This is a genomic window from Croceivirga thetidis, assembly GCF_012272815.1.
Lineage (GTDB): Bacteria > Bacteroidota > Bacteroidia > Flavobacteriales > Flavobacteriaceae > Croceivirga > Croceivirga thetidis.
In genome coordinates this window covers 996,527-1,013,939 of the sequence record NZ_JAAWWL010000002.1, presented here as the reverse complement: position 1 = coordinate 1,013,939, position 17,413 = coordinate 996,527, and the positions used below count along the sequence as shown (strand labels likewise).

Annotated in this window: 12 protein-coding genes; 5 read left to right on the top strand and 7 right to left on the bottom strand. The window is 40.0% G+C overall.

Features of this window, described 5'->3' with window-relative positions; genetic code table 11:
* The first annotated feature begins 9 nt into the window (after positions 1-9).
* Together HCU67_RS12205 and HCU67_RS12200 are read left to right on the top strand one after the other, a co-directional pair.
* On the top strand, positions 10-1,626 hold the full coding sequence (locus HCU67_RS12205) for a GMC family oxidoreductase (protein WP_168552891.1): 1,617 nt from the start codon (positions 10-12) through the stop codon (positions 1,624-1,626).
* Between the two features lie 169 nt (positions 1,627-1,795).
* Positions 1,796-2,311: a hypothetical protein gene (locus HCU67_RS12200; protein ID WP_168552890.1), complete on the top strand. Its 516-nt coding sequence runs from the start codon at positions 1,796-1,798 to the stop codon at positions 2,309-2,311.
* Between the two features lie 20 nt (positions 2,312-2,331).
* Here HCU67_RS12200 and HCU67_RS12195 read toward each other — a convergent pair whose 3' ends face one another.
* The gene (locus HCU67_RS12195) at positions 2,332-3,297 is read right to left on the bottom strand and encodes a sugar phosphate isomerase/epimerase family protein (protein ID WP_210423700.1); all 966 of its coding nucleotides are present in this window, start codon (positions 3,295-3,297) and stop codon (positions 2,332-2,334) included.
* 86 nt (positions 3,298-3,383) lie between these two features.
* On the opposite strand from HCU67_RS12195, the gene HCU67_RS12190 reads away from it, so the two are divergent.
* Both HCU67_RS12190 and HCU67_RS12185 read left to right on the top strand, forming a co-directional pair.
* Positions 3,384-4,646, top strand: coding sequence for an MFS transporter (locus HCU67_RS12190; RefSeq protein ID WP_168553509.1), 1,263 nt, complete (start codon positions 3,384-3,386; stop codon positions 4,644-4,646).
* Positions 4,647-4,719: 73 nt separating this feature from the next.
* On the top strand, positions 4,720-7,959 hold the full coding sequence (locus HCU67_RS12185; RefSeq protein WP_168552888.1) for a S41 family peptidase: 3,240 nt from the start codon (positions 4,720-4,722) through the stop codon (positions 7,957-7,959).
* On the opposite strand, the gene HCU67_RS12180 is transcribed toward HCU67_RS12185, so the two are convergent.
* The gene (locus tag HCU67_RS12180; RefSeq protein ID WP_168552887.1) at positions 7,960-8,532 is read right to left on the bottom strand and encodes a YdeI/OmpD-associated family protein; all 573 of its coding nucleotides are present in this window, start codon (positions 8,530-8,532) and stop codon (positions 7,960-7,962) included.
* Between the two features lie 191 nt (positions 8,533-8,723).
* On the opposite strand from HCU67_RS12180, the gene HCU67_RS12175 reads away from it, so the two are divergent.
* On the top strand, positions 8,724-12,104 hold the full coding sequence (locus HCU67_RS12175) for a ThuA domain-containing protein (RefSeq protein ID WP_168552886.1): 3,381 nt from the start codon (positions 8,724-8,726) through the stop codon (positions 12,102-12,104).
* 2 nt (positions 12,105-12,106) lie between these two features.
* On the opposite strand, the gene HCU67_RS12170 is transcribed toward HCU67_RS12175, so the two are convergent.
* The 5 genes from HCU67_RS12170 to HCU67_RS12150 are packed head-to-tail and all read right to left on the bottom strand — an operon-like array spanning position 12,107 to position 17,412.
* Positions 12,107-12,628 (bottom strand): GNAT family N-acetyltransferase, encoded by a 522-nt coding sequence (locus HCU67_RS12170; RefSeq protein WP_168552885.1) that lies wholly within the window; start codon positions 12,626-12,628, stop codon positions 12,107-12,109.
* 3 nt (positions 12,629-12,631) lie between these two features.
* Complete coding sequence (locus HCU67_RS12165; protein ID WP_168552884.1) at positions 12,632-14,257, bottom strand: M1 family metallopeptidase; 1,626 nt, start codon at positions 14,255-14,257, stop codon at positions 12,632-12,634.
* A 2-nt stretch (positions 14,258-14,259) separates the two neighbouring features.
* Positions 14,260-15,597: a M28 family peptidase gene (locus HCU67_RS12160; protein WP_168552883.1), complete on the bottom strand. Its 1,338-nt coding sequence runs from the start codon at positions 15,595-15,597 to the stop codon at positions 14,260-14,262.
* On the bottom strand, positions 15,598-16,221 hold the full coding sequence (locus HCU67_RS12155) for a TMEM175 family protein (protein ID WP_168552882.1): 624 nt from the start codon (positions 16,219-16,221) through the stop codon (positions 15,598-15,600). It abuts the gene before it with no gap.
* 9 nt (positions 16,222-16,230) lie between these two features.
* Positions 16,231-17,412, bottom strand: a complete 1,182-nt coding sequence (locus tag HCU67_RS12150) for a nuclear transport factor 2 family protein (protein WP_168552881.1) — start codon at positions 17,410-17,412, stop codon at positions 16,231-16,233.
* Position 17,413: the final 1 nt, after the last annotated feature.

Here is a 17,413-nt window from a genome sequence, read left to right as displayed (position 1 = left end):
TATTTAGACATGTCCAAGAACTACGATTATATAATCATAGGTGCAGGTTCGGCCGGTTGCGTTTTGGCTAACCGATTATGCAAGGAGCATACGGTATTATTATTGGAAGCTGGTGGAAAAGACTCTAACCCTTTGATTTCGATTCCAGGGGCCTATGTGAAGTTGTTTCGTCAAAAATACGATTGGCAATTTTGGACCGAACCACAACCCCATGTCGATAATAGAAAGATTTACCTACCCAGAGGCAAAACCCTAGGTGGCAGTAGTTCGACCAATGCCATGGCTTACGTTAGAGGTAATAAAAACGATTACGACCATTGGGCTTCTTTTGGCAATGAAGGTTGGGACTTCGAATCCGTCAAGCAGTATTTTATGAAGTCCGAGCATCACGAACAAGCTGGGACAATGGACAAAGGATTTCATGGTTCAAGTGGAGAGTTGAACGTGACGCTCCCCCAACATTACAAAACCCCTTTCGCGGAAGCTTTCATTGCTGCTGGGCAGAAGTTGGGAATTCCAATTAACACGGACTACAATGGAAGAAAACAAGAAGGAATTGGACATTTTCAATTCACCATTAAAAATGCAAAACGGCATAGTGCCGCTAACGCATTTCTGAAACCTGTTTTGGAAAACCCCAACTTGACGATAAAGACCAAAACAACAGTAAGCAATATACTTTTTCAAGGATACAAGGCCATTGGAGTTAAAACACTAAATGGCAAAAAAGAACAGACTTTTTATGCGAATCGAGAAATTATTCTTTCCAGTGGGGCTTTTGGTTCTCCACAACTTTTGATGCTATCTGGCATAGGAGATGGTGATGAGCTTTCAAAAATCGGTATTCCCGTAAAGCACGACTTAAAAGGTGTAGGAAGGAATTTACAAGATCATTTGTTTTATCCTGTTTCGTTTTCTGCCAAACAACGGGTCGGATTAAATCATGGAGCCTCGCAATGGGGCCAACTCAAGGCAATTTGGTCCTATCTCACCAGAAAGAAAGGCCCGTTTACTATCGGTCCATTAGAGGCTGTAGCGTTTTTCAATATTGATAAATTAGGGGAGTCCACCAATTTTCAATTTCATTTCGCGCCAATGCATATGGGAGATGTTTATGGGGGTGATGCATATGACATAAAGACCTTCGTGCATCCAAAAGATGGATATACCATTTTACCATCATTACTGCATCCAAGAAGCAAAGGAGAGGTTTCTTTGAAAAGTAAAGACCCTTTTGAAGCGCCAAAAATTGACCCAAATTTTCTTTCTGAAAGTGAAGATATGGCTGCTTTAGTAAAAGGAGGAAAACTGGCCTTGGAACTCTTAAGGCAATCAGATTTTGATACCTATCGGGATGAACTATTAATGCCAAATACTATTCCAACATCAGATGCGGATTGGAAAGCCCATATACGAAAGAGTGTAGAAACAATTTACCATCCGGTAGGCACCTGTAAAATGGGTAATGATGCAATGGCTGTGGTTGATAACGAATTAAAAGTGCATGGTCTGGAAGGGATTCGTGTCGTTGATGCCTCTATAATGCCCAAAATTGTTTCTGGTAACACAAATGCTCCTGTTTATATGATTGCGGAGAAAGGTGCTGATATGATTTTATCGAATTAATTTCTTCTCAAATAAACCTATAACATTTTGGTTATCCAGAACTCTAGGCACTTAAATGTTGTTCTATTCTGCTGGGTTTATGAAACTCCAATTAATTTTTAGGATTGTAACAAATTGAATATTGGCTAGTCCAATTATGGATTCTCATCAACTTCAAACCTAACGCTAAATGAAATTTAATCTGCAATCACGAATTATTTGTACCGCTTTGGTAACCGTTTTAGTTTGGGCACATGTGTTGTGGGACTACTTTCACGATGGCATCCCTGTCCATTATCTTTTTATGGATAAGAACATGCCCCCTTTTCCCAATTGGTTGGGTGCCATTATCTTGCCATTTTTTTGTTGGGTTCTTTTAGCGCGTATTGCTAAAAGGGTAAATAATCATGATGACAAAGACAGCTTGAAATTGGTCTTTATGCGTTTTTTGTCCGCTTTCGCTGTATCGCTGGCCATTTCGGTATGTTTTGAAAACGGCATAGAGATTCCTGGTTTGCTATTGCTTTCCATTTTCGCACAAGCATTTATTTTCCCACTTTACAAATCTGAATTTTTGCTGGGCTGGGTATTGGGCACATCCTACACTTTTGGAGCTATGATTCCAATGCTTTTTGCAGTAGTGCTAGCCGGGGTGTTTTACTTATTTTTTCAAATAAGGGTAATCACATTAAGGTTTTTTAGATAGTCTATTTCTTTATGGCTAGCTTATAACCCAATTAAATGGTTAAAACTCTTTTTCAAGGCTACCTCAGGGTTTTGTACCATATCTTGTTCAACGAAAAAGTGTTTTACACCATTCGCTTTTGCTACTTCTAAAAGGGCTTTGAAGTCAACCACGCCATCACCAGCAGAGGCCATGTTAGGAAATAGGGCAACCCATTGACTGGCATCTCCACCATCACCCGAGAAGGTTTTGTTCTCTTTCATGTCTTTTAGGTGCATACAGTGGTAACGCCCTGAATATTTTTCCAAATAATGTATTGGGTCAGCCTTCCCGGCCATTGTCCAGAAAATATCCATTTCTAGAAAAACGGATTCTGGGTCTGTATTATCCATCATCACCTCAAATGGAATACTATCATCAACCATATTTAAGCCATAACCATGGTTGTGATAACCAAACTTCAAGCCTAATTTTTTTGCATTGGCCCCTATGGTATTGAATGTATCTGCCATTTTTTTATAATCGTCCATTGTCTTTCGGCGATCGTCAGGTATTGCTGGTAAAACAACATATTCAAAACCTAAGGTCTCCGCTGACTCGGCGAAATTTTCCATATGGTTTTCGAGTGTATCCAAGTCCGTATGTACTGAAGGAATACTGAGGCCCAAATCATTAAAAAGCGCTTTCACTTCAATGGCCTCACGGCCAAAAAAACCACTCCCACTGAAACCAAGCATCGGAGTTACAGCTTTCCACCCATCTTTTGCCGCTTGTGAGCTAAAAGAAAAAGGACCGTACAATTCTATTTCAGAATATCCCATATCTGCCAACATTTTCATGCCAGATTCAAAGTCGGTTTCTAAGGTTTTGGGCAATGAAAAAAGTTGAATACCGATTGAGTCGACCAAGCCGTCCTCAAGAAGATTTTTTGCCATAATGCTATTTGGTAAAAGAGCTGTTCCCAAACTTGCAGCTGCAGAAGTTTTTAAAAATGTTGATCTTTTCATGTTCATTGAAAGTTACTCTTTTAAAGATACCAAACTTCCATTAGTACTTGAAACACAATTCTGTATTTTAGCGAAAACGCAATACTATAACAACTAAAGATAAAGAACAGGTTTCGTGGATATACCTTCTTCTACTCATTTTAGCAGGAGAAGCAGTTTTTGTTCTTCCATTTGTATTGCCCCGAATTTTTCGACCGACGGTTTTGGACGTATTTGCACTGGATAACGTGCAATTGGGTCTTTGTTTCTCCGTTTACGGTGCAGTTGCGATGATATCGTATCCTTTTGGAGGTCCGCTCGCAGATAAATTTGCACCTCGAAAGTTAATGGCAATTGCATTGTGGCTAACTGCATTGGGTGGACTATTGTATGCACAGTATCCTTCGGTAAGTACACTTCAGCTGCTATACGGTTATTGGGGGTTTACAACCATTTTTTTGTTCTGGGCACCGATGATTAAGGCAACGCGGGTTTGGGGTGGTAATACCTCACAGGGGAAGGCTTTTGGATTATTGGATGGCGGTAGAGGTTTGACGGGAGCTTTATTCGGAGTATTGGGAGTTTTTGTCTTTTCGGCTTTTTTAGGAATTGATATTTTAGAAGCTTCCTTGCAAGACCGGCAAAAGGCTTTTACCTATGTCATTTACGCAGCTTCAATAATTATCATTTTGATTGGACTACTAGTTTGGTTTTTTATGAAATCTGGAGTTGACGAAAGGGAAATACTTGTTGAGCGGATTTCACTAAATGAAATAAAAGAGGTATTAAAGTTGCCCTCCGTTTGGCTTTTGATGGTAATTATTCTTTGTGCGTATGTGGGTTACAAAATAACAGATGTCATTTCTCAATATGCCAATGAGGTGATGATTTATGATCAGGTAAAATCTGCACAAGTCGGAACCTTTCTTCAGTTTTTGCGCCCCACCACAGGAATCTTGGTAGGCGTATTGGTAGATCGGTTCAAAATTACTTTTTGGTTGTTTCTTAGTTTGGTGTTGTGTGTTATCGGAGGTATTTTGTTTGCATCTGGGATAATCGCTCCAAATACTACTGCGCTCTTCTTTATATCAGTGGTTATAATTGCTGTGGGAGTCTATGCTGCCAGAGCGCTTTATTTTGGGGTGATGAAGGTGGGAAGAATCCCATTAATACTTACAGGCACTGCTGTGGGCATGATATCACTCGTGGGATATACCCCTGATATTTTCGCTGGCCCAGCTTATGGTTACTTTTTAGATAAATACCCAGGTGAACAAGGACATCAATATGTTTTTTGGATGCTAACCGCTTTTTCTGCAATTGGTGCTTTGACCGCATGGGTGTATCATAAAAAATACTTAAAGAACTAGAGCACGGTGTGATTTCGGGTCATGAAAACACTAGTTTTTGGTATATTCCGAGATTGAATCAAACCACATAAATATGAAAGGTTTCTTCCTTTTTACAATGCTTTCCTTTACATGCTTTTTAACAGCACAAGTTAATCCACAATGGGCACGTTACCCATCAATTTCACCAGATGGTTCAACCATTGTTTTTACATATAAAGGCGATTTATATCGAGTCCCTTCTAGTGGGGGAACAGCTACCCAACTTACCTTTCACAAAGCTCATGACCATCGTGCCATTTGGAGCAACGACAGCAAGTATATCGCCTTTGCGTCTGACCGATACGGTAACTTTGACATCTTTAAAATGGAGGCCTTGGGGGGTGAGGCAACTCGTTTGACTTTCCATAGCAACGATGAGAAACCCTACACATTTTCAAATGATGACAAAAATGTGCTGTTCGGCGCCGTAAGACAGGATGCTGTTAATCACCGCCAATATCCGACAAGGGTACAACCAGAACTTTATGAGGTTCCCTCTAATGGTGGAAGGGTCAATCAAGTACTAACCGTTCCAACAGAAGATGTACAATTAAGTAGTGATGGTTCTTTTTTATTGTACCATGACCTTAAGGGATATGAAAACGAATTCAGAAAACACCATGTCTCAGCTATCGCACGAGATATTTGGCAATATAACTTTGAACTAGACAAGCACGTAAAACTTACCAGTTTTAAAGGTGAAGATAGGAATCCAATACTTTCTAAAGATGGAAAAACAGTGTATTATTTAAGTGAGGAAAGTGGAAGTTTCAATGTTCATCGATTTAACCTAGATAATCCTGAAGAAACCCAACAGTTAACCTCCCTGAAAACACACCCTGTGCGTTCCCTTTCCCAAGGTAATGGTTTGATGGCATTTAGCTATGATGGTGAAATATTTACTTTAAAAGATGGCGAAGAACCCAAGAAGGTCAATATTCTGATAAGAACCCAAGACGGTATAAATTCAGATGAGTATGTATCCATCAATTCAGGAGTTCGTGAAATGGTTGTTTCTCCAAATGGTAAAGAGATAGCTTTTATTGCCCGTGGAGAGGTTTTCGTGACCGCCGTTGAAGGTGGACTTACCAAACGATTGACCAATACCCCTGAACAGGAGCGTTTTTTGCAATTCACCGCAGACGGAAAAGCCGTGGCATACGCAAGCGAACGTGATGGCAGATGGCAAATTTTTAAGACTACCAAGGTGAGAAATGAAGAGCCCTATTTTTTTGCAGCTACCCTTCTAAAGGAAGAATTGGTTCTTGAAAAGACCGTGGACTGTTATTTGCCGGAATTCTCAGCAGATGGTAATCTAATGGCATATATTGAAGATAGACGTAATTTGAAGGTTCTCAACCTAAAAACAAAAGAAGAGAAAACCCTTCTTACTCCTGATGAATTATATCATATGAGGGATGGGGATAAATATTTTAAATGGAGTCCAGATAGCAAATGGTTGGCTGTTTCTTGGAGAAAGACTTTGAGCAATGGGGAAATTCTATTGATTTCTGCTGATGGATCGCGTAAAGAAAATTTAACCCAAAGCGGCTATAGGGATTATTTCCCAAAATGGTTTGATGACGGTAAGTTGTTGCTATGGTTTAGCAATCGTGATGGACTAAAAAGTTATGCCACAAGTGGTCGAACCCAAGCAGACGTTTATGGTATGTTCTTGACTCAAGAATGTTGGGATAAGTTTAATATGTCAAAAGATGATTTCGAACTGCTAAAATTGTTGAAAGAGTCTGATACCGAGAAAAAGGGTGACAAGGAGGATGATTCTAAAAAAAAGAAAGACAAAAAGGACGACAAATCAGAAAAGAAAAGCAATCCTATAAAATTTGATTGGGAAGATATCCGCGAACGTAAATCACGTTTGACGATTCATTCTTCAAGCTTGGGAGATGCCGTTCTATCCAAAGATGGGGAGAAGCTGTATTACCTGGCCAGATTTGAAAAGAACATGAACTTATGGGAGACGGAATTACGCACTAAAAAGACCAAAATGTTGATTTCCATAGGTGCGAGAAGGGCCAGTTTACGATGGGACTCCAAAAAAGAAAATCTTTTTCTACTTAGTGATGGTCGTATCTCAAAAGTTGATTTAAGTGGGGCATCCACCAAACCAATCAAAATGAAATCTGAAATGCAGTTGGATACTGATGCAGAACGAGAGCACATGTTTGAACATGTTTGGTTGAGGACTAAGGGCATATTTTACCATTCCAATTTTCATGGAATCGATTGGGATATGCTTCGAAAAGAATATGAGAAATATGTACCGCACCTAGGTAATTCTTACGAGTTTGCCGAAATGGTTTCTGAGCTTTTAGGAGAGCTTAACGTTAGCCATGCAGGTGGCCGATACAACGGTAATATTTCCAACGGGGATGCCACAGCCAGTTTGGGAATCTTTATGGATTATGGTCATGAAGGCAATGGAATCAAGGTCGCTGAGGTCATCAAAGGGGGACCTTTGGATAAGGCTTCGTTTTCAATAGCAACCGGAAGTATTATTGAAAAGGTAAACGGAGAAACCATTTCTGCGAATACTGACGTTGCAAAGTACTTTAACCGTATGGCCGGCGAGTTCACTTTATTGGATGTCTTTGATCCCAATACACAAAGGAGACAACAATTAACGGTAAAACCCATAACAATGCAAGAAGAAAACCGCTTGTTGTACAAAAGATGGGTTAAAATCAATGAAAAAGAAGTAGAAGAAAAAAGCAAAGGTAAGTTGGGTTATGTGCATATACCTGGCATGAGTGATGCACCATATCGAAATATCTACGATCAAATGCTTGGAAAGTATGCCGACAAAGAAGCTGTAATTGTAGATACGCGATTTAATGGAGGTGGTGATTTAGTAGCAGATTTGGCAATGTTTTTTACTGGGGAGCCTTTTATCAGTTATGAAACGGAAGACAGAAGGGTAGGGGGTGAGCCCACTGCTCGATGGACTAAGCCCACATTGGCAATTTTCAATGAGTCTATGTACAGTGATGGACATTGTTTTGCAAGTGGATATACCGATTTAAAAATCGGAAAATCTGTTGGCATGCCTGTGCCAGGCACCTGTAGTTTTGCTGGATGGGAAAGTTTACCTGACGGAAGCCGTTGGGGGGTAGTGCCCGTTAGTGCCAAAAACAAGGCCGGTGAATGGATGGAAAACAATCAAACTGAACCGATGATTATGGTTAAGAATGATCCAGATGTTATTGACAAGGGAATTGACCAACAGTTGGAGCGCTCAATTCAAGAATTGTTAGCTGAAGTAGAGGAATAGTTATCGCACATTTCTTGATTTTACTCCTTTTTTGCACAACGAAATGATTTCTTGAATTCGTTTTTGTCGGGTTTCATCACGTTTGGCTTGATTTAGCCAATACAGATAACTCTTTCGTTGCCCCTTGGTAAAACTTTGATAATTGGCAAAGGCTTTTTTGTTTCTATTGAACGCTTTCTGTAAATCATCAGGGATAACGCCATTCTCAACGGCATCAAGGGCAGTCCACGAGCCATTTTGTTTGGCTATTTCAATTGCTCTAAAACCACTTTCATGAATTAACTCTTTCTCCTCAAGGTCTTGTAAATGTTCTTTATTGACCTTGCTCCAGACACTCTTGGGTTTCCTTGGGCAGAAGTATTGCCTGCGTTTACCATTTCCAAGGCTTTTAACGGTGCTATCTATCCATCCAAAACAAAGTGCTACTCGTACGGCCTCTTCCCAGCGCATACTCGGCATTTCATGGTCAATCTTGTAGAAAATCAAATAAACTCCTTCAGACGTATCATGATTTTCTAGAAGCCAAGTCCGCCATTCATCATCATTTTTAAAATAGAATTGTGGGCTTTCCATATTTACCTAATATTGGATATGATGAAAATACATAAAAGTTGTCTGGGCAGAAATCCTTTAAAAGGGTATAAAATTGTCGTTGAACATGTTCTTTAGGTGGTTCAGATATTTGATGATTAGTTATATTTATAGAGTACGTATTTTCATTTACTAATCAATTTTAAAAAACAAAAGTCTATTCTTGTCGTATTATGAAAAAACTAGTTTTAGGAGTGCTAGGACTTATTTTTATCCTTGCAAGTTGTGAAAAGAAAAGAGAAGGTGAACCCAAACTCTTGGTTTTCTCCAAAACCATGGGCTTTAAACATGCCTCAATACCCGCAGGAATTGGAGCCTTAGAGAAGTTAGGTCAAGAGAATGGTTTTCAAATAGATACGACAAAGAATGCCGATTTATTTACTGATGATTTTCTTAAGGAATATTCGGCTGTTATTTTTTTAAGTACCACTGGAGATGTATTAGATGCGCGACAGGAAGCGGCATTTGAACGTTATATTCAAGCCGGAGGGGGTTATGTTGGAATTCATGCAGCTGCCGATACCGAGTACGATTGGGGTTGGTACAACAAATTGGCCGGAGCCCAATTTTTAAGCCACCCGACAGGAACACCAAACGCAGACTTTATAATAAAAGATAAAAACCATCCCTCAACTACATTTTTTACAGATACAATTTGGAATCGTACTGATGAAATGTATAACTATAAGAATATCTATGATGATGTCAATGTAGTGATCACCATTGACGAGTCTACGTATGAAGGTGGGGAAAATGGGGATAACCACCCCATGGCATGGTATCACGAATTTGATGGTGGCAGAGCGTTCTACACAGCTGGCGGACATACCGATGAAAGCTTTTCAGAGGAGCTTTTTCTCAAGCACTTGCTTGGCGGAATTCAATACGCAATTGGTGACAATCTTGTTTTGGATTATGCAAAAGCCACATCCGTTACTCCTCCTGAAGCAGATAGATTTAGTAAAGTTGCATTATCTGTTGGTGAGTTTTTTGAACCTACCGAAATGACAGTCTTACCGAATAACGATGTACTTATAGCTCAAAGAAGAGGGGAGATACTTCTGTATTCGGCAGAAAGTAAGGAAATCTCTCAAGTAGCTTTGCTAGATGTCTACCACCAATCAGGTGTTCCAGGGGTAAATGCCGAAGAGGGTTTAATGGGTTTGCAAAAGGATCCGAACTATGCAGATAACAAATGGATATACCTCTACTATTCGCCAACTGGAGAAGAATGGGTCAACCACCTTTCTCGTTTTAAATATGCTAATGGTGAGTTTGATATGGATTCTGAACAGCTAATCCTTAAATTACCAACAGAACGTCAAATATGCTGTCATACAGGAGGTTCCATTGCTTTTGATTCAGACGGTTTGTTATACTTATCAACAGGGGATAATACCACACCATTCGACGAACCTGATGTAAAATATGTGCATCACGGTTATGGACCAATCAATGATTTCACAGAAAAGAAACAATATGATGCGAGACGTTCTTCAGGAAACACGAATGATTTGCGCGGAAAGATTCTGCGTATAAAAGTAAATGAAGATGGTAGTTATGCTATTCCAGAAGGCAACTTGTTTCCGGTCGGAACAGAGAAAACTAGGCCTGAAATTTATACAATGGGCCATCGTAATCCATACCGAATCTCGGTTGATAAAAAACGTGGCTATGTCTATTGGGGCGATGTTGGCCCTGACGCTCGGGTAGATAGTCTAGAAACGCGGGGACCCCGTGGCTACGATGAAATGAACCAAGCGAGAGAAGCCGGAAATTTTGGCTGGCCACTATTTATTGGGGATAACTATGCCTATCATGATTACGATTATGAAACGGGAGAAAGTGGACCCGCTTTTGATCCTGAAAAACCAATAAACGACTCAAGACATAATACCGGTCTTACCGAATTACCTCCGGCGCAACCAGCCTATGCCTATTATCCTTATGCAGAATCCGGACAATTTCCGCAACTGGGAACAGGTGGAAGAAATGCGATGGCAGGGCCAACATATTGGTCAGACCTTTTTCCTGATGGTGGTGGTCTTCCCGATTATTATGATGGCAAAGTAATTATCTATGACTGGATGCGTGGTTGGATGAAAGCGGTTCATTTGTTTGAAGATGGTTCAATCAATAAAATGGAACCTTTTGCTCCAGGTGTTCAAGTTAGTAGTTTGATTGATATGGAATTGGGCCCTGATGGCCGACTCTACCTGTTGGAATATGGTGGTGGCTGGTTTTCAGCAAACCCAGATAGTGGATTGGGTTATATAGAATACAATGGAGGTAATCGTCCGCCGGTAATCGACAGCTTTATAGTTGATAATGATTCAGGTTCCCTTCCGTTAACGATTAATGCTTCGGTCGAGGCTCATGATAGGGAAGGCGATGCGATTAGCTATGTTTGGAACTTAGGTGACGGTACCACGAAAGAAACTTCAGAACCAAAATTAAGTCATACCTACACTAGTGCCGGATCTTTCAAACTTAGTGTTACAACAATGGATACTGATGGAGAAAAGGTTTCCAGTGTAGAAAAGAACATCGTTGCTGGTAACCAGAGACCAGTTGTAACAGTTGACATAGAACAACCTAACAAGTCTTTTTATGTCCCAGGACAACCAATAGCGTATAAAGTCTCAGTCTCAGATAGTGATGGTGAGGTAGATTTGGATAATGTTTATGTATCTGTTGATTATCGTTCCGGAATGGATGAGGTCGATATGAACCTTGGCCATCAACAAGTTTCTGGTGCCGTAATGGGTGAAGCTTTGGCCAAAAGCATGGACTGTAAGTCCTGTCACAAAGCAAACGAAGCCTCAATTGGCCCAAGTTATCTTGCTATAGCTGAGAAATACAAAAACGAATCAGGAGCTGAAAACTATTTGATTTCAAAGATCATGAATGGTGGTTCAGGTGTTTGGGGTGAAGTAGTTATGCCAGCACATCCGAATGTGTCGCAACTAGAAGCCAGGCAACTGGCCCAATACATTCAATCACTTTCCGGAGTAGACAATAAGAAACCCTCACTTCCTTTAGCAGGAACGGTAAATCCTGAGGCAAAACAAAACGGTGAAGTATTTCTTTTGACTGCCAGTTACACAGATAAGGGTACCGATTCGGCAATGCCCTTAACCGGTTCGAAGACCGTTGTTTTGGCCAGTAATTCTATGATTTTCCCTGAAGGAACACCAACAAAAGATATGCAAGCTGTGTCCTTTAATGGTATGCAACTACAATTAATGAGCGGAGCAGCAGGATGGCTTGAGATAAGTAATGTTGACTTAACGGGGGTGTCAATGCTTCTGGCGATTGTAGGATGGCAAGAACCACCTTCTATACCTTATACGATGGAACTTCGTTCGGGATCACCAGATGGGAAATTACTTGGCAGTGGGAAGCTTAATCCGGAAGGACTTGGTCCACAAGGTTCAGCCATTCCAATTCCAATTCAAAAGACAGATGGTATTCAAGAAAAGCTGTATTTGACTTATAAAGCCGAAGGACAGGAAATAGGCATTTTTGCATTGATGCAAGTGCAATTCAACTAGCGTTATTTTCTCAGAATAAAAGTCAAAGCACCTTTTCTTTCGTCTTCAAGATAACTGAGGTCGGTATCTAGTTCATGAGCAAGTTTACCGCCCAACTTGCGTACTGCCTTTTGAGAGCGAAAATTGTTTTCGTTGACCAGAAACAATACGTTATCAAAATACTGCAGTGCATAGGTTATCAACAAGGTTTTAAAAGATCGGTTGTATGTTCCACCCCAGTAATTTCTAGAAAGGAATGTCCAACCAATTTCTATTGCACTTGAACTCTTTTCAGAAAGTTTAAAACGCGTGCTTCCGATAATTACATTGGTTGATTTATCAATTACTGCGAATGCCGCTTTTGAATCAATAGCCCCTTTGAAGAATTCCTTGAAGACCATTTTTTTCCAACGATCTGGATTTTGGTGCTGTTCCCAAATTAATGGGTCTTTAGCAACTTGGTAAAGTTCTTCAAAATCATTGGTGACCAAGGGTCTTAGGATAATTAATTCATTTTCAAGAGTAGGTTGGAGACTAAAGGCCATTGGTTATTGCCCAATTTCTTTCGTTTCAATATAGAAATCTCTAGATACCACAAATCCTGAATTATTTAATTCCAGCATTTCAGTTTTCCATTCGCCATTTTTTGCCGGGAACAGCCACAAGGGTTTACCATCACTGAAACCTAAAACAGGCATGTCAAAATCGTCGACAACGTTGGTATATCGGTAACGTAGTTTGCCTCCATTACGTTCAAATTCCAAAATCGGTATTTTGGTAGACCGTAAATATTGATTGAAAAATGCAGTGAGGTCTTTTCCTGATTTCTGAGAGATATAATTCTCAATTTGCTTACTGGTCACCGTTTGATGATAGTACTTTTTATTCAAACCTCTTAAAATTTCTCGCCAAAGCACATCATCTTCAATCAATTGACGAAGGGTATGCAGCATATTCGCCCCTTTGTAATACATGTCTCCCGAACCACGTTGATTAACCCCATAGGGCCCTATAATGGGCTTATCATTCTGAATATTTTTACGTGTACCAATCACATAATCTTTGGAAGCCTTAATGCCAAAATGGTAGTCGAGGTACAGGTTCTCGGAATAAGCCGTGAAACTCTCATGAATCCACATATCAGCGATATCCTTATATGTTATATTGTTGGCAAACCACTCATGACCAGCCTCATGGATTATAATGAAATCAAACTTTAGGCCCCATCCGGAACCAGACAGATCACGCCCTAAATAACCGTTTTGATATTGATTGCCGTAGGTTACCGAACTTTGATGTTCCATTCCTAAATAAGGAACCTCAACTAGCTTAAAACCATCTTCATAAAAAGGATAGGGCCCAAACCAATGCTCGAAGGCATCCATCATCATAGGTGTTTGTTTGAATTGTTCTTTGGCTTTTGTCAAGTTGTCACGTAAAACCCAATAGTCCAGGTCAAGGCTGCCTTTTTCTCCTTTATATTTCTCAAAGTAGTGCACGTAGTCTCCAATATTGACATTTACCCCGTAATTGTTTATGGGGTTTGCCACGAACCAATGGGTAGTTTTCCAATCTCCATTTTCTTCTACTTTTCGCAATTTTCCATTGGAAACATTCATTAAATCCTTGGGAAAAGTCACACTGATGAGCATACTATCCACTTCATCGTACATATGGTCCTTATTCGGCCACCAAACACTAGCTCCGAGACCTTGGCACGAAGTAGCGACAAAGTGCTTGTCATTCATGTCTTTTTTCCATGAGAATCCTCCATCCCAAGGAGCACGAACAGCCTCTTTCGGTTTGCCTGAATAATGAACTACGATTTCATTAAACTCGCCAATGTTCTGTGCGTTGGTAAGTTTTACAAAATGTGCTGGTCCCTCAGAATCGAATTCCAGCGTTTTTCCGTCCTGAACCACTTTTTCAATAAGCAGTGGTTTTTGTAAATCGATTTGGAGTACTTGGTTTTTCTTTAAAACCTTATATCGAATCGTATTTTTCCCAGAAATATATTTGTTGTCCGGGTCGACTTTTATATCGAGATGGTAATAGTTTAAATCCCACCACTCGCGTTCTGGGGTGATACTGCCTCGAAGGGTGTCTTTTCTTGCGAACTGCGCGGTGGCTATGTTTAGGCTTAAAACAAAACCAATGAAAAGTAGATATCTCATAGTTAATTTCTAAAAACGCCCGATGGAAATACTACTGGACTTTCATGTCCGTCAGGTCCCACAGAAGCTACTCCGAAAAAGTAGTTATCAATAACAATACCATCTAAAGTCTTACCAGAAAAATCACCAACATAGATAAAGTTATCCCAAGTTGGACTGGTGGTATCTCGCCAGTATACTTTATATCCTTTAGCTCCTTCAGCTTTTTGCCATCGTAGTGCTGCCGAAGGTCTTACAATACCTCCGATTTTGACTTCGGTGGGAGCGGGAGGGGCCCAAGCAATTGAGGCTAGCGAAATTGCATTTACAGCGGTCAACTTTTTGGCGTAGTCGAAATTTACGTGCTCTAAAACATCGCCATAGGCAATGCCATCCTCAACGCGAATATCTTGATGCTGTTGGGTATAGTTCTCATGGGCTTCCATTATTCGCACCCCTGCAAAGCCCGCATCATTAAATGGTCTATGATGTCCTCCACGTCCGAATCTATCCAATCGATAAATCAACATAGGGTTCATTTCTGGCATATAGGTTTTTGTTGTTTTGTAAATATATCTAGCGAGTTGCCTTGATATACCGTCAACCTCTCCACCATAAAACCTTCTAAGTCTACGCTGCTGTTCTGTTTCGGTTGGAGGAACTGGTTCGGAAAAAATTCTAAAATCGCGATTACTTATTACCCCATCGACTCCTTTGATATTCCCTATCATATCATTGTTTAAAATACCAACGATATCCCAACCTTCTTTTTTAGCATAAGCGGCAAGGCCTTTGCCTCCGAACAAACCTTGCTCCTCTCCTGATAACCCAACAAAAATGATACTACTTTCAAAGTTATATTTTGAAAGCACCCTGGCCGCCTCAATAGTCCCGGCCATACCACTTGCATTATCATTGGCTCCTGGTGAATCTGAGGTGAAGTCATTAGGGTCACTTACCCGAGAATCAATATCACCGCTCATGATGATGAATCTATTCGGGTGTTTCGTTCCCCTTTTAATAGCAACAACATTGACCACCCAAACGTCTTTGGTAATCCTTCGATTTTCATCCCCTGCCTTTACCAGGTCTTTTTGATAGAAAACCTCTAAACAATTCCCACATTCTGAGGATATTTTATCGAATTCAGCTTTTATCCATCTTCTGGCGGCACCGATTCCCCTAGTTTTAGAAATAGTGTCACTTAATGTATGTCTTGTTCCAAAATTTGCTAGGGTCGCTACATCTTGTCCGATTCGTTCTGCTGAGATGGAATCAATAATGTCATATAATCGTAAGTCTGTTTGAGCATGTGTCTTCCAAACACTTGTTACAATAAGTAGTAGTAGTATTTTTTTCATTTATAGTGATTCGTAAGTTTTAGTAAAGTGTTTTGATTGCCAATAGCATAAGGGTCCAATTAGACCATAAACAAAACCAGGAAATCCAAATTTTAAGCCAATCCCAGAAAAGGCGATTACAACCGAAATTAGGGCTACAACTACGAAAATTGCAAAATGTCTAGCGTAGAAGAAGAGCACCAATGAATCCGCATTCTGTTCTGTTTTTTTGAATGCCCAATAGTACATTAAAGACAAGCATAGAAAAATGAGAAGGAAGCCGACACCATAAAGAACAAAGAGATTGGCCAAATCTTCGAAACTTCGCACACCTTCGCCCATCCAGGACTGGACCATGGTTTTTAGAGGAAAAACGTAATACAGCGCGACAAAGAGAAGAATTGCATTCAAAGCAATCAATACATTATCCATATAGTTCGTTCGGCGGAAGAAATTGTAATGAACCCACCAAATGGCGACCAGGACAAAAAAACTGACAAAAAAACTGAGAAAGCTTGTGGTATTTGATTTGGTAATGGCAAGGTTATCGGCCATATCAAAGTTCACGACCATTAATGTGGCAGCAAATGCAAAAACAGCATCACTAAAGGCCTCAATACGACCAATATTATGTGGTTTTCCCATTACGGGAAATTATCGAATAAAAGTGACTTTGGCAATTTTACCGTTTTCGACCTCGTAAACTGCAACCGCTGAGAAATTTTGACCATTCATGGTAAGGTACTCCTCATCGATAACTTTATTCCCTGTTACAATTCTCTTTGTGATTTTGCAATTTAAATCGGGTGTTGATTTAAAGAAACCTTTGTAAGATTCACGAAGGGAATCTATACCTTCTGATATCAATTCATTTGGAAAATTATAGAGCTTTACATCATCTGAATAAGTAGCTGCAAATGCATTAATATTTCTAGAATTATAGGCGTCCAGTTGTTTTTGAACAATACCCTCTGGCGATACGCCTGAAACTATTGCAAGTTTGGTTCCTGACGGGTTTACGGCCATTCTTGAAATGTAGTAGATATCATTATCAAAGAAGTTATGAAGAATCCTCCAGTCATTATCTTTTGATGGGTTGTAACCCATTAAACGATTTCCATTTCCCGTAATTAATGTCTTATCCGGCAACCAGCAGTAATCTTCGGAGCCTCTGAACGTTGTAATTCCACTACCTTGGCCGGTTGCAGCATTCACTGACCAGATTCTGGTTCCGTTGTCATTTGTAGTTGTATAGCTGAAATTACCTGTCTCTGGTACTTTCCCCAATGAACGGCCAACTCCTTTTTGAAAAGTATACGTCAAGCCGTTGTCAAGATTGAAAACCTTTAAATCCATACCATCACCTTCAAGAACCGTTGTGACCAACAGGTCCTTGTCCATCCATAAATGATATCCCACTTTAGCTTCTTTCAATATCATTTTGGATTTTCCGGATTTCACTTTGTATTCGTACAAGCGTTGAAAGCCTGTGGTATCAAGTCTAATTGCAGAAATATCAACACTATTTGGAATTCTAGTAGGTGAATATTCACTTCCGACCGGAGTATCTGTTAGCCAAGTACTTTCTCCAGTTTTTATATCGTATTTTCTGATGTCGGTTTGGTTATTTCTTGTCGAAGAAAAAATGACGGTATTGTCATCATAAAATGAAGGCTGGTTGTCGTAACCCGGATTTTTTGAAATATTAATTTTATTGCTTAGTTCAATACCGGATTCGGTTTGTGTGAGGTCAAACAAATAGATTTCGGAATTTGTTTGTGCTTTAAGTTGGTTAAGGAATGCAACGCAAACCAAGAATGGTAAAATTCTCTTCATA